The organism is Pseudomonas sp. TE12508, assembly GCF_056279485.1.
Genome location: NZ_JBWCCN010000004.1, coordinates 33,744 through 58,528 on the forward strand (window position 1 = coordinate 33,744; position 24,785 = coordinate 58,528).

21 protein-coding genes are annotated in these 24,785 nt (G+C 58.9%); 17 read left to right on the forward strand and 4 right to left on the reverse strand.

Annotation, left to right across the window (positions count from 1 at the left end):
* The first annotated feature begins 113 nt into the window (after nucleotides 1–113).
* The gene (gene argA / locus ACZ9IM_RS06375) at nucleotides 114–1,412 is read left to right on the forward strand and encodes an amino-acid N-acetyltransferase (protein ID WP_007899457.1); all 1,299 of its coding nucleotides are present in this window, start codon (nucleotides 114–116) and stop codon (nucleotides 1,410–1,412) included.
* A 166-nt stretch (nucleotides 1,413–1,578) separates the two neighbouring features.
* Here the strand turns inward: argA and tauA are convergent, their stop codons facing one another.
* Nucleotides 1,579–2,565: a taurine ABC transporter substrate-binding protein gene (gene tauA, locus ACZ9IM_RS06380; protein WP_427628081.1), complete on the reverse strand. Its 987-nt coding sequence runs from the start codon at nucleotides 2,563–2,565 to the stop codon at nucleotides 1,579–1,581.
* Nucleotides 2,566–2,933: 368 nt separating this feature from the next.
* Here tauA and ACZ9IM_RS06385 point away from each other — a divergent pair, with 368 nt between their 5' ends.
* The 8 genes from ACZ9IM_RS06385 to ACZ9IM_RS06420 all read left to right on the forward strand — a co-directional run bounded on the left by ACZ9IM_RS06385 (nucleotide 2,934) and on the right by ACZ9IM_RS06420 (nucleotide 10,259).
* Nucleotides 2,934–4,295 carry an OprD family porin gene (locus ACZ9IM_RS06385; protein WP_427628079.1) on the forward strand — a complete coding sequence of 454 codons (1,362 nt, stop codon included), beginning with the start codon at nucleotides 2,934–2,936 and terminating at the stop codon, nucleotides 4,293–4,295.
* A 293-nt stretch (nucleotides 4,296–4,588) separates the two neighbouring features.
* On the forward strand, nucleotides 4,589–5,227 hold the full coding sequence (locus ACZ9IM_RS06390; protein ID WP_476223570.1) for a peroxiredoxin: 639 nt from the start codon (nucleotides 4,589–4,591) through the stop codon (nucleotides 5,225–5,227).
* A gap of 351 nt (nucleotides 5,228–5,578) precedes the next feature.
* On the forward strand, nucleotides 5,579–6,172 hold the full coding sequence (gene ssuE / locus ACZ9IM_RS06395; protein ID WP_007899466.1) for an NADPH-dependent FMN reductase: 594 nt from the start codon (nucleotides 5,579–5,581) through the stop codon (nucleotides 6,170–6,172).
* 102 nt (nucleotides 6,173–6,274) lie between these two features.
* Nucleotides 6,275–7,240 (forward strand): sulfonate ABC transporter substrate-binding protein, encoded by a 966-nt coding sequence (locus ACZ9IM_RS06400; RefSeq protein WP_476223571.1) that lies wholly within the window; start codon nucleotides 6,275–6,277, stop codon nucleotides 7,238–7,240.
* Nucleotides 7,241–7,265: 25 nt separating this feature from the next.
* Complete coding sequence (ssuD, locus tag ACZ9IM_RS06405) at nucleotides 7,266–8,414, forward strand: FMNH2-dependent alkanesulfonate monooxygenase (RefSeq protein WP_008067973.1); 1,149 nt, start codon at nucleotides 7,266–7,268, stop codon at nucleotides 8,412–8,414.
* 9 nt (nucleotides 8,415–8,423) lie between these two features.
* On the forward strand, nucleotides 8,424–9,206 hold the full coding sequence (gene ssuC / locus ACZ9IM_RS06410) for an aliphatic sulfonate ABC transporter permease SsuC (protein WP_476223572.1): 783 nt from the start codon (nucleotides 8,424–8,426) through the stop codon (nucleotides 9,204–9,206).
* Complete coding sequence (ssuB, locus tag ACZ9IM_RS06415) at nucleotides 9,203–10,009, forward strand: aliphatic sulfonates ABC transporter ATP-binding protein (RefSeq protein WP_427628073.1); 807 nt, start codon at nucleotides 9,203–9,205, stop codon at nucleotides 10,007–10,009. The genes ssuC and ssuB overlap by 4 nt, the downstream gene beginning before the upstream one ends.
* A 34-nt stretch (nucleotides 10,010–10,043) precedes the next feature.
* On the forward strand, nucleotides 10,044–10,259 hold the full coding sequence (locus ACZ9IM_RS06420; protein WP_003229256.1) for a TOBE domain-containing protein: 216 nt from the start codon (nucleotides 10,044–10,046) through the stop codon (nucleotides 10,257–10,259).
* A gap of 145 nt (nucleotides 10,260–10,404) precedes the next feature.
* Here the strand turns inward: ACZ9IM_RS06420 and ACZ9IM_RS06425 are convergent, their stop codons facing one another.
* Nucleotides 10,405–11,040 (reverse strand): TetR/AcrR family transcriptional regulator, encoded by a 636-nt coding sequence (locus ACZ9IM_RS06425; protein ID WP_447795219.1) that lies wholly within the window; start codon nucleotides 11,038–11,040, stop codon nucleotides 10,405–10,407.
* A 230-nt stretch (nucleotides 11,041–11,270) separates the two neighbouring features.
* A complete protein-coding gene (locus ACZ9IM_RS06430; RefSeq protein ID WP_007897683.1) occupies nucleotides 11,271–12,647 on the reverse strand; it encodes a glutamine synthetase family protein in 1,377 nt (458 codons plus the stop codon).
* Nucleotides 12,648–12,925: 278 nt separating this feature from the next.
* Between ACZ9IM_RS06430 and ACZ9IM_RS06435 the strand changes: the two genes are divergently transcribed.
* From ACZ9IM_RS06435 to ACZ9IM_RS06470, 8 genes are all read left to right on the forward strand, one after another.
* On the forward strand, nucleotides 12,926–13,702 hold the full coding sequence (locus tag ACZ9IM_RS06435; protein ID WP_427626180.1) for a gamma-glutamyl-gamma-aminobutyrate hydrolase family protein: 777 nt from the start codon (nucleotides 12,926–12,928) through the stop codon (nucleotides 13,700–13,702).
* A 37-nt stretch (nucleotides 13,703–13,739) separates the two neighbouring features.
* Entirely contained in the window at nucleotides 13,740–15,098 is a 1,359-nt protein-coding gene (locus tag ACZ9IM_RS06440; RefSeq protein ID WP_305447328.1) for a glutamine synthetase family protein, read from the forward strand.
* Nucleotides 15,099–15,156: 58 nt separating this feature from the next.
* Complete coding sequence (locus ACZ9IM_RS06445; RefSeq protein WP_427626182.1) at nucleotides 15,157–16,521, forward strand: aspartate aminotransferase family protein; 1,365 nt, start codon at nucleotides 15,157–15,159, stop codon at nucleotides 16,519–16,521.
* Between the two features lie 182 nt (nucleotides 16,522–16,703).
* Nucleotides 16,704–17,801, forward strand: a complete 1,098-nt coding sequence (locus ACZ9IM_RS06450; protein WP_217857542.1) for a polyamine ABC transporter substrate-binding protein — start codon at nucleotides 16,704–16,706, stop codon at nucleotides 17,799–17,801.
* A 239-nt stretch (nucleotides 17,802–18,040) separates the two neighbouring features.
* Entirely contained in the window at nucleotides 18,041–19,138 is a 1,098-nt protein-coding gene (locus ACZ9IM_RS06455; RefSeq protein ID WP_427626183.1) for a polyamine ABC transporter substrate-binding protein, read from the forward strand.
* A gap of 61 nt (nucleotides 19,139–19,199) precedes the next feature.
* Nucleotides 19,200–20,342, forward strand: a complete 1,143-nt coding sequence (locus ACZ9IM_RS06460; protein WP_008067988.1) for an ABC transporter ATP-binding protein — start codon at nucleotides 19,200–19,202, stop codon at nucleotides 20,340–20,342.
* A 35-nt stretch (nucleotides 20,343–20,377) separates the two neighbouring features.
* A complete protein-coding gene (locus ACZ9IM_RS06465; RefSeq protein WP_177319477.1) occupies nucleotides 20,378–21,259 on the forward strand; it encodes an ABC transporter permease subunit in 882 nt (293 codons plus the stop codon).
* Nucleotides 21,256–22,146 (forward strand): ABC transporter permease subunit, encoded by an 891-nt coding sequence (locus ACZ9IM_RS06470; RefSeq protein WP_007897694.1) that lies wholly within the window; start codon nucleotides 21,256–21,258, stop codon nucleotides 22,144–22,146. The genes ACZ9IM_RS06465 and ACZ9IM_RS06470 overlap by 4 nt, the downstream gene beginning before the upstream one ends.
* A 226-nt stretch (nucleotides 22,147–22,372) precedes the next feature.
* Here the strand turns inward: ACZ9IM_RS06470 and ACZ9IM_RS06475 are convergent, their stop codons facing one another.
* A complete protein-coding gene (locus tag ACZ9IM_RS06475) occupies nucleotides 22,373–24,784 on the reverse strand; it encodes a penicillin acylase family protein (protein WP_476223573.1) in 2,412 nt (803 codons plus the stop codon).
* Nucleotide 24,785: the final 1 nt, after the last annotated feature.

Sequence of the window (24,785 nt, forward strand, 5' to 3'; positions counted from 1 at the left end):
TTCATGAGGAGAGCGCGCGTGTCGCCAAGCCTGTTCCGACGATAACCATCAGCCCGCTGTGCGTTTACTGCTTTACCCTTTTTTCGGCTGCTATTTATTACAGGCCCAGGTTCATGCCCGAATACGTCAATTGGCTTCGTCACGCTTCGCCTTACATCAACGCCCACCGCGATTGCACTTTCGTCGTCATGCTGCCCGGCGACGGCGTGGAGCACCCGAACTTCGGCAACATCGTCCACGACCTGGTGCTGCTGCACAGCCTGGGCGTGCGTCTGGTGCTGGTTCACGGTTCGCGTCCGCAAATTGAAACACGCCTCGCTGCTCGCGGCCTGACCCCGCATTACCACCATGGCATGCGCATCACCGATGCGGCGACGCTTGAGTGCGTGATTGATGCGGTCGGTCAACTGCGCATCGCCATCGAAGCGCGGCTGTCCATGGACATGGCCTCATCGCCAATGCAGGGTTCGCGCCTGCGGGTGGCCAGCGGCAATCTGGTCACTGCACGGCCGATCGGCGTACTTGAAGGTGTCGACTATCACCACACCGGCGAAGTGCGCCGTGTCGACCGCAAGGGCATCAATCGCCTGCTGGACGAACGCTCCATCGTGCTGTTGTCGCCATTGGGGTACTCGCCGACCGGTGAGATCTTCAACCTCGCGTGTGAAGATGTCGCCACCCGTGCAGCTATCGATCTGGGGGCGGACAAGCTGCTGCTGTTCGGCGCCGATTTGGGCTTGATCGACGAAAATGGCCGGCTGGTCCGCGAATTGCGCCCGCAACAAGTACCGGCGCATTTGCAGCGTTTGGGCAGCAACTATCAAGCCGAGCTGCTGGATGCGGCCGCTGAAGCGTGCCGGGGCGGGGTGGCGCGCAGTCACATCGTCAGCTACGCCGAAGATGGCGCGTTGCTGACCGAACTGTTCACCCGTGACGGTGGCGGTACGCTGGTGGCCCAGGAGCAATTCGAGGTTGTGCGTGAGGCGGCCATCGAGGATGTCGGCGGTTTGCTGGACTTGATCAGCCCGCTGGAAGAGCAGGGCATTCTGGTACGGCGTTCCCGCGAGGTGCTGGAGCGTGAGATCGAGCAGTTCAGTGTGGTCGAACGCGAAGGCATGATCATCGCCTGCGCGGCGCTGTATCAGATTGCCGATTCGGATGCTGGGGAGTTGGCGTGTCTGGCGGTGAACCCGGAGTACCGCCATGGCGGTCGCGGTGATGAACTGCTGGAACGCATCGAAACCCGCGCCCGGGCCCAGGGGCTGAAAACCTTGTTCGTACTGACGACCCGGACCGCCCACTGGTTCCGTGAACGGGGCTTCGTGCCGAGCAGCGTCGAACGCCTGCCGTCGGCGCGGGCTTCGCTTTACAACTATCAGCGTAATTCGAAGATCTTCGAAAAAGCCCTCTGATTGCCACTGTCTGTGTTGGCATTTGTGGCGAGGGAGCTTGCTCCCGCTGGGCAGCGAAGCGGCCCCAAAACCAGCGAACGCGTTATGACTGATTCACCGCGTTGTTGGATTGGGGAGTCCTCCGGCCTCCAGCGGGAGCAAGCTCCCTCGCCACAGGTTTTGCGTTTTACTCAGTGACGAATTTCGCGCTGACATACGGCGAATAATCCGGCAGCACCGTCTCGACCTTCCCTTGCTCCTTCAAAAACTTCGCCGTCTCGCCAATCGCCTTGGCTGTGCCTCCGTCCAGTAGCGCGGTGGTCTGTTGTGCCTTGGCATCCGGGAATGCGGAGCCGGCCAGCAGCTCCGGCACATCGGCGGCATTGGCACCGGTCAATTTGGCGATTTTCTGCACCGGCACCGAATCGGCGGTCCAGCTGTCTTTATGGGCGGCATAGTCGGCGAAGGAGTCCAGAGTGACCTTGGCAAATTTGGCCACGACCTCAGGATGCTTCTCGGCGTAATCCTTGCGAGCGACCCACACCTCGAAGGTCGGCGCGCCCCATTGGCCGACCTGCGCCGCGTCGGTCAAGGTCTTGCCGGTCTTGCGGATTTCCCCCAGTGCCGGCGACCAGACAAACGCCCCATCAATGTCGCCACGCTTCCAGGCTGCGGCGATTTCGACGGGTTGCAGGTTCACCACTTTGACTTTCGAGGCATCCAGCCCCCAATGCTTCAGCGCGCCGAGCAGGCTGTAATGGGAGGTTGAAACGAAGGGCGTGGCGATGGTCTTGCCGATCAGATCTTCCGGTTTATCGATGCCGCTGCCGTTGCGCACCACAAGGGCTTCGGCAGCGTTGATCTGAGCCGAAACAATGAACGCGACAATCGGCAGGTTGCGCGAAGCGGCCGCCGCCAGTGGGCTTGAACCGAGGTTGCCAATCTGCACATCGCCGGAGGCAATGGCAGTGACCACTTCCGGGCCACTGTTGAAACGTCGCCAATCGATTTTCTGGCCAATGGTTTTCTCGTAAACACCATCAGCCTGAGGGACTTTGCTGGGGTCGATACCGGTTTGATAACCGACCGTGAGAGTCGCCGCCTGGGCGGAAAAAGAAAATATCAGCGATATACAAACTGTAACAAATTGACTAGATAGTGCGCGTTTGGCCATGATGGCGTCGCCTTTTCGAAAGTGATTGACGTATGGGGAATACGTAAACGCTAATCGATCTAAAAAAAGGCGAATAAATACCATTTAGGAATTAGCTTATGAGCCGATACCTTTTGTCTCGGTTCGGATCATTGCTCGAGAGCTATATTCCTAAATGGTATGAAAAAGGATGAAATAATTCTTTTTGGGTTTATGAGGAAATCATTACCCTGCAGGGACCAAATCACGGCGGTTAGACCTTGGTCGTAGACACACATGGTTACGATTGACTTGTCAGTCACGGACCAGTGCTAATCGCGCATCTGTGGATCTGGGGCGTTAGACCCGAGACCAAAGAACACAAAAATTAGAACGAGAGGAGCGAAACAATGAAGAAGTCCACCTTGGCCCTGGCTGTGGCCGTAGGGGTTTTGGCGCAGCAGGCAGGCGCCGCCGGTTTCATTGAAGACAGCAAGGCTACATTGGGGCTGCGTAACTTCTACATCAACACCGATAACCGCGATTCGGCAGCTAGAACTGCTTCCAATGTTCAGAGCAAAAACGAAGAGTGGGGCCAAGGCTTCGACCTGCGTTTCACCTCGGGCTACACACAAGGCACCGTTGGCTTCGGTCTTGATGCCATTGGCCTGCTGGGCATCCGTCTGGATTCGGGCGGCGGCACCAACGGCGCAACTCCTGCCTCTTACGGCGGCACTGTGTTCCCGAGCAAATCCAACGGCGAAGCGGTTGATAACTTCTCCAGCCTGGGCCTGACTGCGAAAGCCAAGATATCCCAGACCGAACTGAAGTTGGGCACCCTGCAGCCAAAACTGCCGGTGATCGTGACCAACGACGGTCGTCTGCTGCCGCAAACCTTCCAGGGCGGCCAGATCACCTCGAACGAAATCAAAGACCTGACACTGGTCGGTGGTCAGATCGAGCACGTCAAGGGCCGTAACTCCAGCAACAACGAAGAGTTGTCGATCGCTGGTGCGAACACGCGCGGTACTGGCTTCCGTGACAGCAACAAGTTCATCTATGGTGGCGGTGACTACAAAATCACCAAAGACCTGACTGCCCAGTACTACTACGGCAACCTGGAAGACTTCTACAAGCAACACTTCCTGGGCCTGGTCCACAACTGGTCGATCGGTCCTGGTGTGTTGAAGTCTGACTTGCGTTACTTCAACAGCTCCGATGACGGTGCCAACGGTCACGACTCGGCTTATTTCAGCTCCGGTAACGATGAGGGTTTCCGTTCCGGTCGCGGTAAAGTCGACAACAACCTGTACAGCGGCCTGTTCCTGTACTCCGTTGCCGGTCACACCTTCGGCGGCGGTTATCAGGTCAGCAATGGCAGCAGCGACTTCCCTTGGCTGAACCAGGGTGACGGCTCGTCGGCTTACATCACTACCGATAGCCAGATCGCCAAGTTCGCCCGTGCCGGCGAACGTACCTGGCAAGCTCGCTACTCGTATGACTTCGCCAAGGTTGGCCTGCCAGGCGCTACAGCCGGCATCGTTTACCTGCGTGGCGACAACATTGATACCGTGGGTACCAATGGTCGCGAGAACGGTTCCGGCCGTTCCGAGTGGGAACGCGACCTGACCCTGGCTTACGTAGTGCCAGAAGGTCCGCTGAAAAACCTGGGCTTCACCTGGAAAAACGCCATGTGGCGCAACGACGTCCCAGGTCAGCGCGACCAGGACGAAAACCGTCTGATCGTCAGCTACTCGATCCCGCTGTTGTAACAGAGCTCGCGTAACCGACGTAAAAAAAGCCCCGCCCGGCATCACGCCGGGCGGGGCTTTTGCGTTTTCAAGGAGGGCTCACCCCCGTAAACCCTCCTTGAAATTCCCCTTTTTGCAACAACTCAAGGCCTTCTCGAACCTTGTGACCGATGTTCGTCTCGATGACTATTCAGGTCCAGTGAACAGATTTTTAATATTCTTTATAGATCTAAATAAATCGATATTTATTCTTTTTAATTAAAATCGAACGCAGGCACAGTTGGGCTCAACAAGCACTCACAAGGAGCAGCAGCATGAGCCTCAGACTTGGCGATATCGCCCCCGATTTCGAACAGGATTCCAGCGCCGGCACTATCCGTTTCCACGAATGGCTAGACGATAGCTGGGGCGTGTTGTTTTCCCATCCGGCGGACTTCACGCCGGTGTGCACCACCGAGCTGGGCTTCACCGCCAGGCTCAAGGATGAATTCACCCAGCGCGGCGTCAAAGCCATTGCCCTGTCGGTCGACCCGGTGGACTCGCATCACAGGTGGATCGAGGACATCAACGAAACCCAGAACGCCATCGTCAACTTCCCGATCCTCGCCGATGCGGACCGCAAAGTGTCCGACCTGTATGACCTTATCCATCCGAATGCCAACGACACCCTGACCGTGCGTTCTCTGTTCGTGATCGATCCGAACAAGAAGATTCGGCTGACGATTACTTACCCGGCGAGTACCGGCCGTAACTTCAATGAAATTTTGCGGGTGATCGATTCGCTGCAGCTCACCGACAACTACAAAGTGGCCACCCCGGCCAACTGGCAAGACGGTGATGAGGTGGTGATCGTGCCGTCGCTCAAGGACGAAGATGAAATAAAACGACGTTTTCCCAAGGGTTATCGCGCGGTGAAGCCGTACCTGCGCCTGACGCCACAGCCGAACAGGTAATCATCCGAATTTTGCGGTGTGGCTAAAATCGCTATCGCGGGCAAGCCCGCTCCCACAGTGGATTGGGAAGGATCAGAGATGTGTGGCAGACCTAAAACCCTGTGGGAGCGGGCTTGCCCGCGAAGGCGGCAGACCGGCCAGTGAAAATTTCATGTCATCCATAAAGCAGGGGATTTTGGGCCGTTTCTACGGCCTTTTTTTTGCCTGGAAAAAGCAGTTTCACATAGATCCATAACGCATAACTAAATGAATAAATATGATTTATAGATATATAAATCAGCTGTTAAGGTCACTCCATCAACGCGAAATCGCAAGCCGCGAATCGCCAACACCGCTCAAGGAATTGTCTGAATGCTGGTCGTCTCACTCGGTGGCAGTCCCAGCCCACGCTCCCGTTCCGGGGTTTTGCTGGAGCGTTCGCGACGCTGGTTGCAAGAGCAAGGTGTGGAAGTGGTGAGTTATCAGGTACGGGACTTCCCGGCCGAAGATTTGCTGCATGCCCGCTTCGACAGCCCGAAAGTGATCGACCTGTTGCAACAGATTGAAAACGCCGATGGCTTGCTGATCGCCACGCCGGTTTACAAAGCGTCGTTCTCCGGTGCGCTGAAAACCTTGCTCGATCTGCTGCCCGAACGCGCCTTGAGCCACAAGGTGGTTTTACCGATGGCTACCGGCGGCAGCATCGCCCATATGCTGGCGGTGGATTACGCGCTCAAACCGGTGCTGTCAGCATTGAAAGCCCAGGAAATGCTGCAGGGGATTTTCGCCGTGGACAGCCAGATCGCTTACGGCGAAGGCAGCGCCCAGGCGCAGTTGGCGCCGGAGCTTGCGCAACGATTGTTTGAAGCGCTGGAGCAGTTTTTCAGCGCCATGGCTCGACGGCCCAAGCCGCTCGATCCGAACCTGTTGAACGAACGTTTGTTGAGTGCTCGCTGGAGCATTTAAGCCAGTCCTCAAGCCACACCCGAATTTGAAGTACTCCACCTTACTGGCCCGCTAACGGGCAAGCAGGTGCAGCCAAAACCCAACTGCAAAAAGGAGAGCGCCATGCGCCCTGTCATTTTGCGTCGTGGTCTGGTCGCTCTGTTTGCTGCGGCTGTAACCTTCGGCGCCATTACTCAAGCTCAGGCCGAGACACTCCGGATCGGCTATCAAAAATACGGCACCCTGGTGCTGCTCAAAGCCAAAGGCACACTCGAAAAACGCCTCGCCGCCCAAGGCGTGGACGTGCAATGGACTGAATTCCCCGGTGGCCCGCAACTGCTCGAAGGCCTGAACGTCGGCTCCATCGACTTTGGGGTCACCGGTGAAACGCCGCCCGTGTTCGCTCAGGCGGCCGGTGCCGATTTGCTCTACGTTGCCTATGAACCGCCAGCGCCCCACAGCGAAGCGATCCTGGTGCCGAAGGACTCGCCGATCAAATCGGTGCAGGACCTCAAGGGCAAGAAAGTCGTGCTCAACAAAGGCTCCAACGTGCATTACCTGCTGGTGCGTGCGCTTGAAGACGCCGGCCTCAAATACACCGACATTCAGACCGTGTTTCTGCCGCCAGCCGATGCCCGTGCCGCGTTCGAGCGTGGCAGTGTCGATGCCTGGGTGATCTGGGACCCGTACCAGGCCGCCGCCGAACAGCAACTGCAAGCACGCCCTCTGCGCGACGGCAAAGGCCTCGTCGACAACCATCAGTTCTACCTGGCGACCAAACCTTACGCGCAGAAAAATCCTCAAGTGATCAAGGCTCTGGTGGAGGAAGTGCGCGCGGTTGGCGAGTGGTCCAAGGCCAAACCCGAGGACGTGACCAAGCAAGTTTCGCCGCTGCTCGGCCTGCCAACGGACATCACCCTGACCTCGGTGAAACGCCAGGGCTACGGCGCGCTGTTCCTTACGCCGGAAGTAGTCGCTGCCCAGCAAAAAATCGCCGACAGCTTCTTCCAGCTCAAGCTGATTCCCAAACCCTTGAGCATCAAAGACGTGATCTGGACGCCACCTGCCACCGTGGCCAAAGCGCCGTAATTCGATTTCCTGAGGAGACCACTCCATGAGCCTTAATATCTTCTGGTTCCTGCCTACCCATGGCGATGGCCATTACCTTGGCACCGCTGAAGGCGCTCGCGCCGTCGACCACGGTTACCTGCAACAGGTCGCGCAAGCGGCGGATCGTCTGGGCTTTGGCGGGGTGCTGATTCCCACCGGTCGCTCCTGCGAAGACTCGTGGCTGGTAGCCGCGTCGCTGATCCCGGTGACCCAGCGTTTGAAGTTCCTTGTCGCCCTGCGCCCCGGGATCATTTCCCCGACGGTGGCGGCGCGTCAGGCCGCGACACTGGATCGCTTGTCTGGCGGTCGTGCGCTGTTCAACCTGGTCACTGGTGGCGATCCGGAAGAACTGGCCGGCGACGGTTTGTTCCTCAGTCACGAAGAGCGCTATCAGGCTTCGGTGGAATTCACTCGCATCTGGCGCCGGGTGCTGGAAGGTGAAACCGTTGATTACGACGGTCAGCACATCAGCGTGAAGGGCGCCAAGTTGCTCTATCCGCCGATCCAGCAACCGCGCCCGCCGCTGTATTTCGGCGGCTCGTCGGAAGCCGCCCAAGACCTCGCGGCAGAGCAGGTCGAAATGGTTCTGACCTGGGGCGAGCCACCGGCCGCCGTGGCAGAAAAAATCGAGCAGGTTCGTGCCAAAGCCGCGAAGCTCGGTCGCACCGTGCGCTTCGGTATTCGCTTGCATGTGATCGTTCGTGAAACCAATGCCGAGGCGTGGCAAGCGGCGGATCGACTGATCTCGCATCTGGACGATGACACCATTGCCCGTGCCCAGGCGTCTCTGGCGCGTTTCGATTCGGTCGGTCAGCAACGGATGGCCGCGTTGCATGGTGGCAGTCGCGACCATCTGGAAGTCAGCCCCAACTTGTGGGCCGGTGTCGGTCTGGTGCGCGGCGGGGCCGGTACGGCGCTGGTCGGCGATGGCCCGACCGTGGCCGCTCGGGTGAAGGAATACGCTGACCTGGGCATCGATACGTTCATCTTCTCCGGTTATCCACACCTGGAAGAGTCCTATCGGGTGGCTGAGTTGCTGTTCCCGCACTTGGATATCGAACGTCCGGAGCTGCCGAAAAGCGCCGGTTACGTCAGCCCGTTCGGCGAGATGGTAGCCAACGACATTCTTCCCAAAGCCGCGTCCCAGAGCTGAGGCGCCGCCATGAAGAAAATCATCCACAACCTCGCGCCCTGGGCGCTGCCGGTCTTGTTGCTGGCGGTGTGGCAGTTGTCGGTGTCGGCGGGCTGGTTGTCGACGCGGATTCTGCCGGCGCCGATCGCGGTGATCGAAGCCGGTGTGAGCCTGGTCAGCAGCGGTGAAATCTGGACTCACCTGGCCATCAGCGGCTGGCGCGCGGCGCTCGGGTTCGCCATTGGCGGCGGCATTGGTCTGACCTTGGGCTTCATCACCGGCTTGTCGAAATGGGGCGAGCGCCTGCTCGATAGTTCGGTGCAGATGATCCGCAACGTGCCGCATCTGGCGTTGATTCCGCTGGTGATCCTGTGGTTCGGCATCGACGAGTCGGCGAAGATTTTTCTGGTGGCGTTGGGCACGTTGTTCCCGATTTACCTCAACACCTATCACGGCATTCGCAACGTCGATCCGGCGTTGGTGGAGATGGCGCGCAGTTATGGCCTGTCTGGTTTCAGCCTGTTTCGCCAAGTGATTTTGCCGGGTGCGCTGCCATCGATTCTGGTCGGTGTGCGTTTTGCGCTGGGCTTCATGTGGTTGACATTGATCGTGGCGGAAACCATTTCCGCGAGCTCGGGCATTGGCTATCTGGCGATGAATGCCCGGGAGTTTTTGCAGACCGACGTGGTGGTGCTGGCGATTCTTTTGTACGCAGTGCTCGGCAAGTTGGCCGACCTTGCGGCGCGTGGGCTTGAACGCGTGTGGCTGCGCTGGCATCCGGCTTATCAGGTAACCAAGGGAGGTGCCGCATGACGGCTCAACAACCTCCACGCCTGCTGCGCGGTATTCCGCTGGTGGTGCGCAAGCTGCAAAAAACCTTCGGTTCACGGCAGGTGCTGCGTGAAATCGACCTGCACATTCCGGCCGGGCAGTTTGTGGCGGTGGTCGGGCGTAGCGGCTGCGGCAAAAGTACTTTGCTGCGCTTGCTCGCCGGTCTCGACAAGCCCACAGGGGGGGAGCTGCTTGCAGGCGCAGCGCCACTGAGTGATGCGCGGGAAGACACTCGACTGATGTTCCAGGAAGCGCGTCTGCTGCCGTGGAAAAAGATCATCGACAACGTCGGTCTCGGGCTCAAGGGCAACTGGCGGCCGCAAGCGTTGGAAGCGCTGGAAGCCGTCGGCCTGGCGGATCGCGCCAACGAATGGCCGGCAGCGTTGTCCGGCGGGCAAAAGCAGCGTGTGGCCCTGGCTCGCGCGTTGATCCATCAACCGCGCTTGCTGTTGCTCGACGAACCGCTGGGCGCATTGGATGCCCTGACCCGAATCGAAATGCAGCAACTGATCGAACGGCTCTGGCAACAGCATGGTTTCACCGTGTTGCTGGTGACCCACGACGTCAGCGAAGCGGTGGCGATTGCCGATCGGGTGATTCTGATTGAAGAGGGGGAAGTCGGCCTCGACCTGCATGTGGAACTGCCGCGCCCTCGGGTCCGTGGCTCTCATCGGCTGGCGGCGCTGGAAACCGAAGTGCTCAACCGCGTGCTGTCCCTGCCTGGCCAACCGCCGGAACCGGAACCTGTTTCACCACTGCCTACGCAATTGCGTTGGGCGCAATAACTTAAAGATTCATCCAACGACAGGAATCAACATCATGACTATCAAAGCCATCAACGTTCGTAACCAGTTCAAAGGCTCGATCAAGGAAATCGTGCTGGGTGACGTGCTGTCGGAAATCGACGTGCAGACGGCCTCCGGCATCGTCACTTCGGTGATTACCACCCGTTCGGTGAAAGAGCTGGAACTGGTGGTCGGCAGTGAAGTAATCGCGTTTGTGAAATCCACCGAGGTGTCGATCGCCAAGTTGTAAGCGCGTGCGTAAACAACAACCCCGGAGGGTGTGAGCCCTGATCGTTCCCACGCTCTGCGTGGGAATGCCTCTTCGGACGCTCCGCGTTCGGCTTTTGGGACACAGAGCGTCCCGGGCTGCATTCCCACGCAGAGCGTGGGAACGATCAAAGCACTTCGCGCTTGGGCAGATAGGGTGGCAAATACAACCCAAGATAAGCATCAAACACCCGCATCCCTTCCTCGGCCATTCGCGGCGTGATCTGCCCATGCTGTTGCACCGAGCGTGCATACACTCGGTCCCCCAGCTCCATGGCCAGTGCAAACACATCGACATCACTCGGCAGGGTCGGCAATTCGAAGTGGTGGTCGAACAGCTTGTGCATCAGGTCGCCGAGTTCGATGTCGTGCTGGCGGTCGGCCTGGGTGACTTCGGTCAGGCCGTGCTGGGCGAGGATCAGTTGGCGGGCGGCGGCGTCTTCGTCGTAGATGGCGAGCATGCGTTGTTCCACCAGGCGCGACAGATCACGCCAGCCGTTGAGGGCATGGTGATCGATGGGCGCTTGCAGGCAGGCGCGGAATGCGGCGTGGACGTCGGCGGTCAGGGCTTCAAGCAGGGCCGGGACGCTGGCGAAAAAATGGTAGACGGAGGAGGGCGGGATCTCCGCGCGTTCGGCGACGCTGTAGATCGACAGGCTGGCCACGCCCTCGGCGGCCAGCAGCGTGCGGGCGGCATCGAGTATCGAATCGATCCGAGCCTGACTGCGGGCGCGGGGTTTGCGAATGGTGGCGGTGCGCGTCATTGAAGTCTCCTGCGGGGGCAGCGGGCATTGTACGAGCAGGGTTTGATGTTGTCTGCCCGGACGCCTTCGCTAGCAGGCTAGCTCCCACAGGGATTTCCGGTGTACACCGAATGTATGTTCACTGGAGATCAACTGTGGGAGCTAGCCTGCTGGCGATCCGCCGAAGGCGGCCATAAAAAAACGCCGCTGGCTGCGAGAGCCAACGGCGTTTTTTCAGATCGGCAATCCGCTTACACGGTATGCAGGTACCAGTTGTACTCGAGGTCGGAGATGGAGTGTTCGAACTCCTCCAGCTCGCTCTCTTTACAGGCGACAAAAATGTCGATGTATTTCGGATCGATGTACTTGGCCATGACTTCGCTGTCGTCCAGCTCGCGCAATGCATCACGCAGGTTGTTCGGCAGGCTTTGCTCGTTCTGCTCGTAGGAGTTGCCTTCCACGGGTGCGCCCGGCTCGATTTTGTTGGTCAGGCCGTGGTGCACGCCCGCCAAAACAGAAGCCATCAACAGATACGGGTTGGCGTCGGCGCCGGCGACACGGTGTTCGATGCGCACGGCATCGGAGGAACCGGTCGGTACGCGGATGGCCACGGTACGGTTGTCCAGGCCCCAACACGGCGAATTCGGCACGTAGAACTGTGCGCCGAAACGACGGTAGGAGTTGACGTTCGGGCAGAGGAAAGCCATCTGCGCCGGCAGGGTCTCGAGCACACCGCCGATCGCGTGACGCAGTGCGGCGTTCTGCTCGGGATCCTCGCTGGCAAAAATGTTTTTGCCATCTTTATCAAGAATCGAGATGTGGACATGCAGACCGTTACCCGCCTGGCCAGGGTAAGGCTTGGCCATGAAGGTGGTGTCCATCTCATGGTCATAGGCGATGTTTTTGATCAGGCGCTTGAGCAGGACCGCATAGTCGCAGGCCTTGATCGGGTCGGCCACGTGATGCAGGTTCACTTCGAACTGTGCCGGGGCACTTTCCTTGACGATCGCGTCGGCAGGGATGCCTTGCTCTTTCGCACCTTCCAGAATGTCCTGGAGGCAGTCGACGTATTCGTCGAGGTCGTCGATCAGGTAGACCTGTGTCGAATGCGGGCGTTTGCCAGAGATCGGCGAGCGCGGTGGTTGTGGGCGGCCGTTCACGTTCTCCTGGTCGATCAGGTAGAACTCCAGTTCGAACGCAGCGCAGATGGTCAGGCCCATCTCGTCAAACTTGGCTACGACTTGTCGCAGGACTTCGCGCGGGTCGGCGAAGAAAGGATCACCTTCGAGTTCGTGCATGGTCATCAGCAGTTGCGCGGTCGGGCGCTTCTGCCAGGGCTCATTGCACAGGGTGTCGGGGATTGGATAGCAGATTCGGTCAGCATCGCCGATGTCCAGGCCCAGGCCGGTGCTTTCCACCGTCGAGCCATTGATATCCAGAGCAAATAGAGAGGCCGGCAGGTTGATGCCTTTCTCGTAAACCTTGTGGAGGCTGGTGCGTTCAATGCGCTTGCCGCGCACCACACCATTCATATCCGCAATCAGAAGGTCAACGTACAGAACCTCAGGATGTTCCTTAAGGAACGCGTTCGCTTCGTTAAGCTGAACGGCACGCGGGGGTACCGACATGATGCAACACCTTTGTTGTTAAAAATATCAATCATTGATCTCTTCGGATTCCAGTCAACCCGAACGGCATGCCGAAGTCAAGCAAGGCCTTTTTTGCCCTAAAAAAGCACTCATGAGGCATTTTTGAGGCACTTTGGGGCGTTTTTTTGCCTTCAGTCGTCTTGGCGCCCGCGAGCTTGAGCGGGCCGTGTTGTATTTTTTACGGGGGTGTTGTGTAAAAAAATGAACAAGGCTAAGCTCGATTTAAACCCATAACAGCAATAATACCGGGGTGCTTCATGTCTCGCCTGCCGTTAATCGGCGTCACCGCCTGCTCAAAGCAGATCGGTCTGCATGCTTATCACATCAGTGGCGACAAATACGTACGCGCCGTGGCTTCAGCTGCCAAGGGCCTGCCGTTGATTCTTCCATCCCTGGCGGATCAGCTGGCGCCGTCCGAAATTCTGGACGCTCTGGACGGCATTCTCTTTACAGGCTCTCCTTCTAATATAGAACCGTTTCACTATAACGGCCCGGCCAGTGCGCCAGGTACTGCTCATGATTCTGCACGCGATGCCACCACTCTCCCGCTGATCCGCGCTGCTGTCGAGGCCGGTGTTCCCGTGCTCGGCATTTGCCGCGGCTTCCAGGAAATGAATGTGGCGTTCGGCGGCAGTTTGCATCAGAAGGTTCACGAGGCCGGTCCATTCATGGATCACCGTGAAGACGACAGCCTGCCGCTGGAAGGGCAGTACGCGCCAAGTCACCCGGTGCACGTTCAGCCGTGTGGTGTACTGGCCGGGCTGGGCCTGGCGAGCGAGATTCAAGTCAATTCGATTCATGGTCAGGGCATTGAGCGTCTGGCGCCGGGCCTTCGTGTGGAAGCTGTGGCGCCCGACGGGTTGATCGAAGCCGTCTCTGTTACCGAAGGCAAGGCTTTTGCTTTAGGTGTGCAATGGCATCCCGAATGGCAGGTAAGCTTGAATCCTGACTACCTTGCGATTTTCCAGGCATTTGGCGATGCCTGCCGCAAGTACGCTCTACAACGCGACGCCGATGCGTCAAACAACGCCTGACTTATAAGAGTCAGGAAACTCAGCCTAAGAGGCATTTATGAGTAACAACCTCGACCAGCTCACCGATTGGTTGAAAGACCACAAGATCACAGAAGTCGAATGCATGATTGGCGACCTGACCGGCATCACTCGGGGCAAGATTTCGCCGACCAACAAGTTCATTGCCGAAAAAGGCATGCGCCTGCCCGAAAGCGTTCTGTTGCAGACCGTCACCGGCGACTACGTCGAAGACGACATCTATTACGAACTGCTCGACCCGGCCGACATCGACATGATCTGCCGCCCCGACCAGAACGCGGTGTTTCTGGTGCCCTGGGCCATCGAGCCCACCGCCCAGGTGATCCACGATACCTACGACAAGCAGGGCAATCCGATCGAGCTGTCGCCGCGCAACGTGCTCAAAAAGGTGCTGAAACTCTACGCCGACCACGGCTGGCAGCCGATCGTGGCGCCGGAAATGGAGTTCTATCTCACCAAGCGCAGTGATGACCCGGACTACCCGCTGCAACCGCCGATCGGCCGCTCTGGTCGTCCGGAAACCGGTCGTCAGTCCTTTTCGATTGAAGCCGCGAACGAATTCGATCCGTTGTTCGAAGACGTCTACGACTGGTGCGAACTGCAAGAGCTGGACCTCGACACGCTGATCCATGAGGACGGCACCGCGCAGATGGAAATCAACTTCCGTCATGGCGATGCCCTGTCCCTGGCCGACCAGATTCTGGTGTTCAAGCGCACCATGCGTGAGGCCGCGCTCAAGCACAACGTGGCGGCGACCTTCATGGCCAAGCCCATGACCGGCGAACCGGGCAGCGCCATGCACTTGCACCAGAGCATCATCAGTATCGAGACTGGCAAAAACGTTTTCTCCAATGAAGACGGGACCATGAGCCAGCTGTTTCTCAACCACATCGGCGGGCTGCAGAAATTCATTCCTGAGCTGCTGCCGTTGTTCGCACCCAACGTCAATTCGTTCCGCCGCTTCCTGCCGGATACCTCGGCGCCGGTGAACGTGGAGTGGGGCGAAGAGAACCGCACCGTGGGCCTGCGGGTTCCGGATGCCGGGCCGCAGAATCGTCGGGTGGAAAACCGTCTGCCGGGTGCCGATGCCAACCCTTACCTGGCCATCGCCGCCAGCCTGTTGTGCGGCTTTATCGGCATGGTCGAAGGGCATAACCCGAGTGCTCCGGTCGTGGGTCGTGGTTACGAGCGGCGCAACCTGCGCCTGCCACTGACTATTGAAGATGCCCTGGATCGCATGGAAAACAGCAAGACCATCGAAAAGTACCTGGGCAAGAAATTCATCACGGGCTACATCGCGGTCAAGCGGGCCGAGCATGAAAACTTCAAGCGCGTGATCAGTTCGTGGGAGCGGGAATTCCTGCTCTTCGCCGTCTGATGCGCCGGGCGCCGCTGTTCCTGGCGGCGCCCTCCACTCGAATCTTAGGAGAATTCGCATGACCAGCAACAACCCGCAAACCCGTGAATGGCAAGCCCTGAGCAGCGATCACCACCTGGCCCCGTTCAGCGACTTCAAGCAGCTGAAAGAGAAAGGCCCGCGGATCATCACCCATGCCAAGGGCGTTTACCTCTGGGACAGCGAAGGCAACAAGATCCTCGACGGCATGGCTGGCCTGTGGTGTGTCGCGATCGGTTACGGTCGCGATGAACTGGCCGATGCCGCCAGCAAACAGATGCGCGAACTGCCTTATTACAACCTGTTCTTCCAGACGGCTCACCCGCCGGTGCTGGAGCTGGCCAAGGTGATTGCCGACGTCGCGCCTGAAGGCATGAATCACGTGTTCTTCACCGGGTCCGGGTCCGAAGGCAACGACACCATGCTGCGGATGGTTCGCCACTACTGGGCGATCAAGGGCCAGCCGAAGAAGAAAGTCATCATCAGTCGCAAGAACGGCTATCACGGTTCCACCGTGGCCGGCGCGAGCCTGGGTGGCATGACGTACATGCACGAACAGGGCGACTTGCCGATCCCGGGCATCGTCCACATTGCCCAGCCGTATTGGTTCGGCGAAGGCGGCGACATGACGCCGAACGAGTTCGGTATCTGGGCGGCCAATCAGCTGGAAGAGAAAATCCTGGAAGTCGGTGTCGACAACGTCGGTGCCTTTATTGCCGAGCCGATCCAGGGCGCCGGCGGCGTGATCATTCCGCCAGACAGCTACTGGCCGCGCATCAAGGAAATCCTCGCCAAGTACGACATTCTGTTCGTGGCCGACGAAGTGATCTGCGGTTTCGGCCGTACCGGTGAGTGGTTCGGCAGCGATTTCTACGACCTCAAACCTCACATGATGACCATCGCCAAAGGCCTGACCTCCGGCTACATCCCGATGGGTGGCCTGATCGTGCGCGACGATGTGGTCGAGGTGCTCAACGAAGGTGGCGATTTCAACCACGGTTTCACGTATTCCGGGCACCCGGTGGCCGCTGCGGTGGCGCTGGAAAACATTCGTATCCTGCGCGACGAGAAAATTGTCGAGCGCGTGCGCACAGAAACGGCACCTTATTTGCAAAAGCGTCTACGGGAACTGAGCGATCACCCGTTGGTGGGGGAAGTGCGTGGGGTCGGTCTGTTGGGGGCCATCGAACTGGTTCAGGACAAAGCCACCCGCAAACGTTACGAAGGCAAGGGTGTTGGCATGATCTGCCGCACGTTCTGCTTCGAAAACGGCCTGATCATGCGCGCCGTCGGCGACACTATGATCATTGCTCCGCCACTGGTGATTACACCGGCTGAAATCGACGAGTTGGTGACCAAGGCACGCAAGTGTCTGGACCTGACCCTGAGTGCGTTGCAGGGCTAAGTGCTAGGCTCTGAGCGAGGTGCGAAGATTGCACTTCGCTCAGTGCAAACAAAGGATGGGTCTTTCCTTGAAAGCCTGCCTTGGATCTTGCCAGACTACCGGTTGTTCGGATGCCCAGTAACAGGCCGCTGAGCACGTGGTTAAAAAGAAAAATTGGAGCATTACCCATGAAGGCATTAGGTATGAAGATAGCTGGCAAGACCCTCCTCGCCATGTCCCTGATGGGCGTGATGGCGGGCGCCGTTCAGGCCGACGACAAAGTGCTGCACGTGTACAACTGGTCCGATTACATCGCGCCGGATACCGTCAAGAAGTTCGAGGCCGAGTCGGGTATCAAAGTCGTCTACGACGTGTTCGACAGTAACGAAACCCTTGAAGCCAAGTTGCTGGCAGGCAAGTCCGGCTATGACATCGTCGTGCCGTCGAACAACTTCCTGGCCAAGCAGATCAAGGCCGGCGTTTACCAGAAGCTGGACAAGTCCAAGCTGCCTAACTGGAAAAACCTGAACACGGACCTGCTTAAAGCAGTATCGGTAAGCGACCCGGGTAACGAACACGCGTTTCCTTACATGTGGGGTTCGATCGGTATCGGTTTCAACGCCGAGAAGGTCAAGGCTGCACTGGGTGCCGATGCGCCGACCAACTCCTGGGACTTGCTGTTCAAACCTGAAAACGCTGCCAAGTTGAAGTCGTGCGGTATCAGCTTCCTCGATTCGCCAACCGAGATGATTCCGGTGGCGTTGCATTACCTGGGCTATCCAACCGACAGCCAGGACAAGAAACAACTGGCTGAAGCCGAAGCGCTGTTCCTGAAAATCCGTCCTTCGGTGGGCTACTTCCACTCGTCCAAGTACATCTCCGACCTGGCCAACGGCAACATCTGCGTCGCCGTGGGTTACTCGGGTGACATCTACCAGGCCAAGGCTCGCGCCGCTGAAGCCGGTGACAAGGTGAAAGTCAGCTACAACATTCCGAAAGAAGGTGCTGGCAGCTTCTACGACATGGTCGCCATCCCTAAAGATGCCGAAAACGTCGAAGGCGCCTACAAGTTCATGACCTTCCTGCAGAAGCCGGAAATCATGGCTGAAATCACCAACGCCGTACGTTTCCCGAACGGTAACGCGGCGTCTACCGCACTGGTTGATAAAGAAATCACCAGCGATCCAGGCATCTACCCGCCAGCGGAAGTGTTGGCCAAGCTGTACGCGATTGCCGACTTGCCGGCCGCGACCCAGCGGATCCTGACTCGCAGCTGGACCAAGATCAAATCCGGTAAATAAGTAATAAACCCTGTAGCAGCTGCCGCAGGCTGCGTTGAGGTCCGAAAGGACCTCCGCTTTTCGACGGCACAACTGCTTCGCAGTTGAACGCAGCCTTCGGCAGCTGCTACAGGATCTTCATAAAGTTTGCTGGAACGGTTTTTCGAGGGTAAGTTGCGCGCCGGTTTTGTTGCCAGGCAGCCATGGCTGTCATGTAACGCGGGGCAACTTGGGCCCAACTAATTTTAGAGGACCTCCACTTGCCTATTTTTTCTTTGTTGCGCAATGCCCTGCTGGTCGGCGCCGGGCTGACACTCGCTGTCAGTGTTCAGGCCGCTGGCACAGTGCATATTTATAATTGGTCTGACTACATCGGTGAGACCACCCTGGCCGACTTCCAGAAAGAAACCGGCATCAAGCCGGTATATGACGTATTCGATTCCAACGAAACCCTGGAAGGCAAGTTGCTGGCCGGGCGTACCGGTTATGACGTAGTCGTGCCGTCCAACCACTTCCTTGGCAAGCAGATCAAGGCCGGGGCTTTCCAGAAGCTCGATAAATCGAAGCTGACTAACTATTCCAACCTCGACCCGGTACTGCTCAAGCGCCTGGAACAGAACGATCCGGGCAATCAGTACGCCGTACCGTATCTGTGGGGCACCAACGGCATCGGTTACAACGTCGACAAGGTCAAGGCAGTGCTGGGCCTCGACAAGATCGATTCGTGGGATGTGGTGTTCGAGCCGCAGAACATCAAGAAGCTGCACAGCTGTGGCGTGGCGTTCCTCGACTCCGCCGATGAAATGATGCCCACGGTCCTCAACTACATGGGCCTGAACGCCAACAGCACCAACCCTGAAGACTATAAAAAGGCCGAAGCCAAGTTACTGGCGGTGCGCCCTTACGTGACGTACTTCCATTCGTCCAAATACATCGCGGACCTGGCCAACGGTGACATCTGCGTGGCGATCGGTTTCTCCGGCGATATGTTCCAGGCCAAGGCCCGCGCGGCTGAAGCCGGCAAAGGCATGAACATCGCCTACTCGATTCCGAAAGAGGGCGGCGCGCTCTGGTTCGACATGCTGGCGATCCCCAAGGATGCCGCCAACGCCAAGGAAGCCCATGCCTTCATCAACTATTTGCTGAAACCCGAAGTGATTGCCCAGGTCAGCAATTCCGTAGGCTACGCCAACCCGAACCCCGGGTCGGACAAACTGATGGAACAATCCATACGCACCGACGCATCGGTCTATCCACCGCAAGCGGTCCTCGACAAGACATACGTCTCCATCGAGTTGCCACCGAACATTCAACGTTTGATGACACGCAGCTGGACCAAGGTCAAGTCGGGCAAATAGCTTCAAACTATCCAGGTTCGCCACGTTGAGCGAACTGCAAATTCTGTTGGGAGTTTCGTAAATGGCAGTTGCCTCCGGCGCCTATAAGAAAGCCCTCGAGGGCGACCAGACACCTAAACAGGTGCTGGTCAAAATCGACCGGGTCACAAAAAAGTTCGACGAGACGATTGCCGTGGACGACGTGTCCCTGGAAATCAAGAAAGGCGAAATCTTCGCCCTGCTCGGCGGCTCGGGTTCGGGCAAATCCACCTTGCTGCGGATGCTGGCAGGTTTCGAACGGCCCACGGAGGGGCGCATTTACCTCGATGGCGTAGACATCACGGACATGCCGCCGTACGAGCGGCCGATCAACATGATGTTCCAGTCCTACGCCTTGTTCCCGCACATGACCGTGGCGCAGAACATCGCCTTCGGCCTCAAGCAGGACAAGCTTCCCGCCGCTGAAGTCGATGCGCGCGTGGCCGACATGCTCAAGCTGGTGCAGATGAGCCAGTACGCCAAGCGCAAGCCGCATCAATTGTCCGGTGGCCAGCGTCAGCGTGTGGCGCTGGCGCGTTCTTTGGCCAAGCGACCGAAGCTGTTGCTGCTCGACGAACCGATGGGTGCGCTGGACAAGAAGCTGCGCTCGCAAATGCAGCTGGAACTGGTCGAGATCATCGAGCGGGTCGGCGTGACCTGCGTGATGGTGACCCACGACCAGGAAGAGGCCATGACCATGGCCGAGCGTATCGCGATCATGCACTTGGGCTGGATCGCCCAGATCGGCAGCCCGATCGACATCTACGAAACCCCGACCAGCCGCCTGGTCTGCGAGTTCATCGGCAACGTCAACATCTTTGACGGTGAAGTGATCGACGACGCCGAAGGCCACGCGATCATCACCTGCAAGGACCTGGACCGGCAGATTTATGTGGGCCACGGCATCAGCACTTCGGTGCAGGACAAATCCGTGACCTACGCGATCCGTCCAGAAAAACTGCTGGTGACGCCGACCATGCCGACCTGTGAATACAACTGGTCCAGCGGCAAAGTGCATGACATCGCCTACCTCGGTGGCCACTCGGTGTTCTACGTCGAGCTGCCGAGCGGCAAGATCGTCCAGTCGTTCGTCGCCAACGCCGAGCGCCGTGGCCAGCGGCCGACCTGGGGTGACCAGGTCTACGTGTATTGGGAAGACGATAGTGGCGTGGTACTTCGCTCATGAACCTGCGCAAATTCAAACGCCGCCTCAATCGAATAATTCCCGGTGGCCGTCAGCTGGTCATCGGGGTTCCGTTCATTTGGCTGTTCATGTTCTTCATGTTGCCGTTCTTCATCGTCTTGAAGATCAGCTTCGCCGAAGCCGACGTGGCCATTCCGCCGTACACCGAGATCTACAGCTTCATCGACCAGAAGCTCCAGGTGCTGCTTAACCTGAGCAACTACGCGATGCTGGGCGATGACGAGTTGTACATCGCCGCTTACCTCGGTTCGCTGAAGATGGCGCTGATCAGCACCGTCCTCTGCCTGTTGATCGGCTACCCGATGGCCTACGCCATTGCCAGTGCCCGCAAAGAACTGCAGACGGTGCTGGTGTTGCTGATCATGATGCCGACCTGGACCGCGATCCTGATCCGCGTGTATGCGTGGATGGGCATCCTCAGCAACAACGGCCTGCTTAACGGCTTTTTGATGAGCATGGGCTGGATCGACGAGCCGCTGCAGATCCTCAACACCAACCTCGCGGTTTACATCGGGGTCGTTTACTCCTATCTGCCGTTCATGATCCTGCCGCTCTACGCCAACCTGGTCAAACACGACACCAGCCTGCTGGAAGCCGCGTCGGACCTCGGTTCGAGCACCTTCAACAGTTTCTGGAAGATCACCGTGCCGCTGTCGAAAAACGGCATCATCGCCGGCTGCATGCTGGTGTTCATCCCGGTGGTGGGTGAGTTCGTGATTCCGGAACTGCTCGGCGGTCCGGAAACCCTGATGATCGGTAAAGTGCTCTGGCAAGAGTTCTTCAACAACCGTGACTGGCCGGTGGCTTCTGCCCTGGCTGTGGTGATGCTGGCGATCCTGATTGTGCCGATCATCCTGTTCAACCGTAGTCAGGCCAAAGAAATGGAGGGCAAGGAATGAAGCGCTTCCGTTTCTCAAGTTTCATGCTGGTAGCGGGTTTGCTGTTCATCTACGCGCCGATGCTGATCCTGGTGATCTACTCGTTCAACGCCTCCAAACTGGTGACGGTGTGGGGCGGTTGGTCGATCAAGTGGTACGTGGGGTTGATGGACAACACCCAACTGATGGGCTCGGTGGTGCGCTCGCTGGAAATCGCCTGCTACACCGCGATTGCAGCAGTGGCACTGGGGACGCTGGCGGCGTTCGTGCTGACCCGTATCACCCACTTCAAGGGCCGCACGCTGTTCGGTGGTCTGGTCACCGCGCCGTTGGTGATGCCGGAAGTGATCACCGGTCTGTCGCTGTTGCTGCTGTTCGTGGCCATGGCGCAGATGATCGGTTGGCCGCAGGAGCGCGGCATCGTCACCATCTGGATCGCCCACACCACGTTCTGTGCGGCGTATGTGGCGGTGGTGGTGTCGGCGCGCTTGCGTGAGCTGGACCTGTCCATCGAAGAGGCGGCCATGGACCTGGGCGCGCGGCCATGGAAGGTGTTCTTCCTGATCACCATCCCGATGATCGCGCCATCGCTGGCGGCGGGGGGCATGATGTCGTTTGCCCTGTCGCTGGATGACCTGGTGCTGGCGAGCTTCGTGTCCGGTCCGGGTTCCACGACCCTGCCGATGGAAGTGTTCTCCGCGGTGCGCCTGGGCGTGAAGCCTGAGATCAATGCCGTGGCCAGCCTGATTTTGCTGGCGGTGTCGCTGGTGACGTTCCTGGTCTGGTACTTCAGCCGTCGTGCCGAAGAGATTCGCAAGCGGGCGATCCAGCAGGCCATCGAAGAAGGCGCCGCCGACTCCTGGAAACAACCGGACGTGCGCCGGGCACAGGCGCCGGAAGCGGCTTGAGCCTGATGCCGGGTTGACCACGTCTGTGTGGCCAACCACAGATCCAATGTGGGAGCGAGCCTGCTCGCGATAGCATCACCTCGGTATCTTAGTTGCACCGAGTTGCCTGCATCGCGAGCAGGCTCGCTCCCACAGGATCTGTGGCAGACACAAAATTTATGTTCACTGAAGATCCCTTGTGGAAGCGAGCCCTGCTCGCGATGAGGCCCGCCGTCACACCACAAAACTAATGAGCAGCCCTGGCCGGCAACAGTTTCAAGGTACTACGGGTATTGGCCGTCACTTCTTCATCATTGAAATGCGCCTGGTAGTAAACCCCTTCGATATACGCCTCGGCCTGATCGGCATAGTGGCTGTCGAATGGCACGCCGCTCTGGCCTACCGGGTTGATGGTCAGGCTGTGGGCCGGGTCGGCGAAGTCGATCAGCCGCCGCGTCGACGGGCCGTAAGTCACAGGCCACGGCGCCGGGCCGATCTTGGCCGAGAGGTTGTTCGGCACTTCGTGGGTGCCGGGCGCCGCGAACGGCCCGACGTTGAAGATCCGCTCCAGCGGTTTTTGCGTCCCCAGCGGATGGCCGTGAGTCAAGGTGTGCGCCTTGCCCCACTGCCATTGTGTGGAGTCGTCGCCCAGGGTGGTTTTGAGGTGAGCCATGCTCGCTTGCCAGGCCACCTTGACCGTATCGGCGCGGGTTTCCTTGCCGGGGGTGTTGCGATTGTCCCACCACGGTGAGTCGGCGGAGGCCGCCAAACGCGGTAGTGCGGCATCGATCACCCGGGTCGGCAGCAGCGTTTCGAAGAAGTCATTGCCCAGTTCATCGCGCATCGCCGCGTCGGCAAGGTTGAACAGAAACTGGTTGAACAGCGTGGCGCTGATGGAGTCCAGCGGGTAATCGCCGCTCCACTGCGCCAGTTGTTCCACCAGTTTGAGCTCGGCGGGATCGCTCACCCCTTCACGCAGTACCGGTAGCAACGGCGCGAGTAAACGCGGACCGTATTCGGTGGTGGTGCCCAGTTGCAGCTTCTGGTTGGACTCGTTGTCCCACTTCACATTCTTGTCGCTGAGCTGGCGATTGAGCTGCTGACCGCGATCGGCGAGGTTGTAATAACCGGGAATCTCCATGCCGGTCGGCGACACCGGTTGGAAGTTGGCCGAGACGATATAGCCCCGCGCCGGGTTCTCTTCCTGTGGGTTGGCGCTGAACGGGTAAAAACCTTCCTTGTCCGCCTGAGGAGTGCTGCCGTCGAGGATGAAACCGGGCTTCACCCCGACCGGGCGCTTGGGCAGCAGCGCCGAGGCCCACCAGCCGATGTCGCCCTTGGCGTTGGCGTAGACGATGTTCAGCCCCGGTGCCTGAACCTTGGCCGAGGCGGCGCGGGCCTTGGCCAGGGTGTCGGCGCGGTTGAGCTGGTAGAAGCCGTCGAGGATCGGATTCGGCGTCTCGAGGAAGGCCCACCACATGGCGACCGGCGTTTTGCCGGCGGCGGTGCCGAGCGCATCGTTGATGATCGGGCCGTGGGGCGACTGGCGCAGGGTCAGGGTGACCGGTGACTGGCCTTTGACCGCGATCTGTTGTTCGGTGTTGACCATGTCGACCCACTGGCCGCGATACCAGACCTGGTTCGGATGGTCCGGGTTGACCTTCTCGGCGATCAGGTCCAGATCGTCGTTCTGGAACATCGTCAGGCTCCAGCCGAAGTCCAGGTTGTGGCCCAGAAACGCAAACGGCACCAGCGCCTGATGGTAACCGTAAAGCTCGAAACCCGGCGCCGACAGGTGCGCTTCGTACCACACCGACGGCGCCGAGAAGCGAATGTGCGGGTCACCGGCCAGCAGTGGTTTACCACTTTTGCTGCGGCTGCCGGAAATCACCCAGGCATTGCTGCCTTCGAATTGCGGCAGGCCATTGTCGGCCAATGCCTGCTCACTCAAACGGGCGAGGGCGTTCAGATCCTTCCAGTCATTGGCGGTGAGGGCCGGTGCAGGGTTGGCGCGCCTTTTGGCCAGCACGCCCTTGGGCTGCCAGTCGAGATCAAAGATATTCAGATACTCGGCGCCCAGTTGGTCACGCACGTAAGTCAGCAAGGGTTCGGTGCGAAACGCCGCGGCAAAGCTGTAGGCCATGTAACCGGCGATGCTGATGCTGTCTTCGGCAGTGAAAGGGCGCTTGGGAATCCCCAGCACGTCGAACTCGGCGGGCGCCGCGTGGCTGTCCTGATATTGATTGATGCCGTCCAGATAGGCTTGCAGAGCCTTCCATGCCGGCGACTGACGATCCAGCGCGGCAACATAACTTTCAGCCCGCTCGCGGATACGCAGGCTGCGAAACAGTTTGTCGGTGTCGACCAGTTTCGGGCCGAGGACTTCGGCCAGCTCTCCACGGGCCAGGCGCCGCATGGCTTCCATCTGGAACAGCCGGTCCTGGGCGTGCACATAGCCGAGGGCGCGGTAGAGGTCGGTTTCGTTTTCGGCACGGATATGCGGCACACCGCGCACGTCGTAGCGCACGGTCACCGAACCTTGCAGGTGCTGCAATTGCACCTGGCCCTGGCGCGTCGGTTGCTTGCTGTACACATACCAGCCGCCCCCGGCGGCGAGTACGACAATCAGCAAGGCAAGTACGGTCAGGACGCGTTTCATG

What these genes read in the sequence shown, in the direction of transcription:
- argA (WP_007899457.1), top strand. Translation starts at nt 114, where the DNA reads ATGCCCGAATACGTCAATTGGCTTCGTCACGCTTCGCCTTACATCAAC.
- tauA (WP_427628081.1), bottom strand. Translation starts at nt 2,565, where the DNA reads ATGGCCAAACGCGCACTATCTAGTCAATTTGTTACAGTTTGTATATCG.
- ACZ9IM_RS06385 (WP_427628079.1), top strand. Translation starts at nt 2,934, where the DNA reads ATGAAGAAGTCCACCTTGGCCCTGGCTGTGGCCGTAGGGGTTTTGGCG.
- ACZ9IM_RS06390 (WP_476223570.1), top strand. Translation starts at nt 4,589, where the DNA reads ATGAGCCTCAGACTTGGCGATATCGCCCCCGATTTCGAACAGGATTCC.
- ssuE (WP_007899466.1), top strand. Translation starts at nt 5,579, where the DNA reads ATGCTGGTCGTCTCACTCGGTGGCAGTCCCAGCCCACGCTCCCGTTCC.
- ACZ9IM_RS06400 (WP_476223571.1), top strand. Translation starts at nt 6,275, where the DNA reads ATGCGCCCTGTCATTTTGCGTCGTGGTCTGGTCGCTCTGTTTGCTGCG.
- ssuD (WP_008067973.1), top strand. Translation starts at nt 7,266, where the DNA reads ATGAGCCTTAATATCTTCTGGTTCCTGCCTACCCATGGCGATGGCCAT.
- ssuC (WP_476223572.1), top strand. Translation starts at nt 8,424, where the DNA reads ATGAAGAAAATCATCCACAACCTCGCGCCCTGGGCGCTGCCGGTCTTG.
- ssuB (WP_427628073.1), top strand. Translation starts at nt 9,203, where the DNA reads ATGACGGCTCAACAACCTCCACGCCTGCTGCGCGGTATTCCGCTGGTG.
- ACZ9IM_RS06420 (WP_003229256.1), top strand. Translation starts at nt 10,044, where the DNA reads ATGACTATCAAAGCCATCAACGTTCGTAACCAGTTCAAAGGCTCGATC.
- ACZ9IM_RS06425 (WP_447795219.1), bottom strand. Translation starts at nt 11,040, where the DNA reads ATGACGCGCACCGCCACCATTCGCAAACCCCGCGCCCGCAGTCAGGCT.
- ACZ9IM_RS06430 (WP_007897683.1), bottom strand. Translation starts at nt 12,647, where the DNA reads ATGTCGGTACCCCCGCGTGCCGTTCAGCTTAACGAAGCGAACGCGTTC.
- ACZ9IM_RS06435 (WP_427626180.1), top strand. Translation starts at nt 12,926, where the DNA reads ATGTCTCGCCTGCCGTTAATCGGCGTCACCGCCTGCTCAAAGCAGATC.
- ACZ9IM_RS06440 (WP_305447328.1), top strand. Translation starts at nt 13,740, where the DNA reads ATGAGTAACAACCTCGACCAGCTCACCGATTGGTTGAAAGACCACAAG.
- ACZ9IM_RS06445 (WP_427626182.1), top strand. Translation starts at nt 15,157, where the DNA reads ATGACCAGCAACAACCCGCAAACCCGTGAATGGCAAGCCCTGAGCAGC.
- ACZ9IM_RS06450 (WP_217857542.1), top strand. Translation starts at nt 16,704, where the DNA reads ATGAAGATAGCTGGCAAGACCCTCCTCGCCATGTCCCTGATGGGCGTG.
- ACZ9IM_RS06460 (WP_008067988.1), top strand. Translation starts at nt 19,200, where the DNA reads ATGGCAGTTGCCTCCGGCGCCTATAAGAAAGCCCTCGAGGGCGACCAG.
- ACZ9IM_RS06470 (WP_007897694.1), top strand. Translation starts at nt 21,256, where the DNA reads ATGAAGCGCTTCCGTTTCTCAAGTTTCATGCTGGTAGCGGGTTTGCTG.
- ACZ9IM_RS06475 (WP_476223573.1), bottom strand. Translation starts at nt 24,784, where the DNA reads ATGAAACGCGTCCTGACCGTACTTGCCTTGCTGATTGTCGTACTCGCC.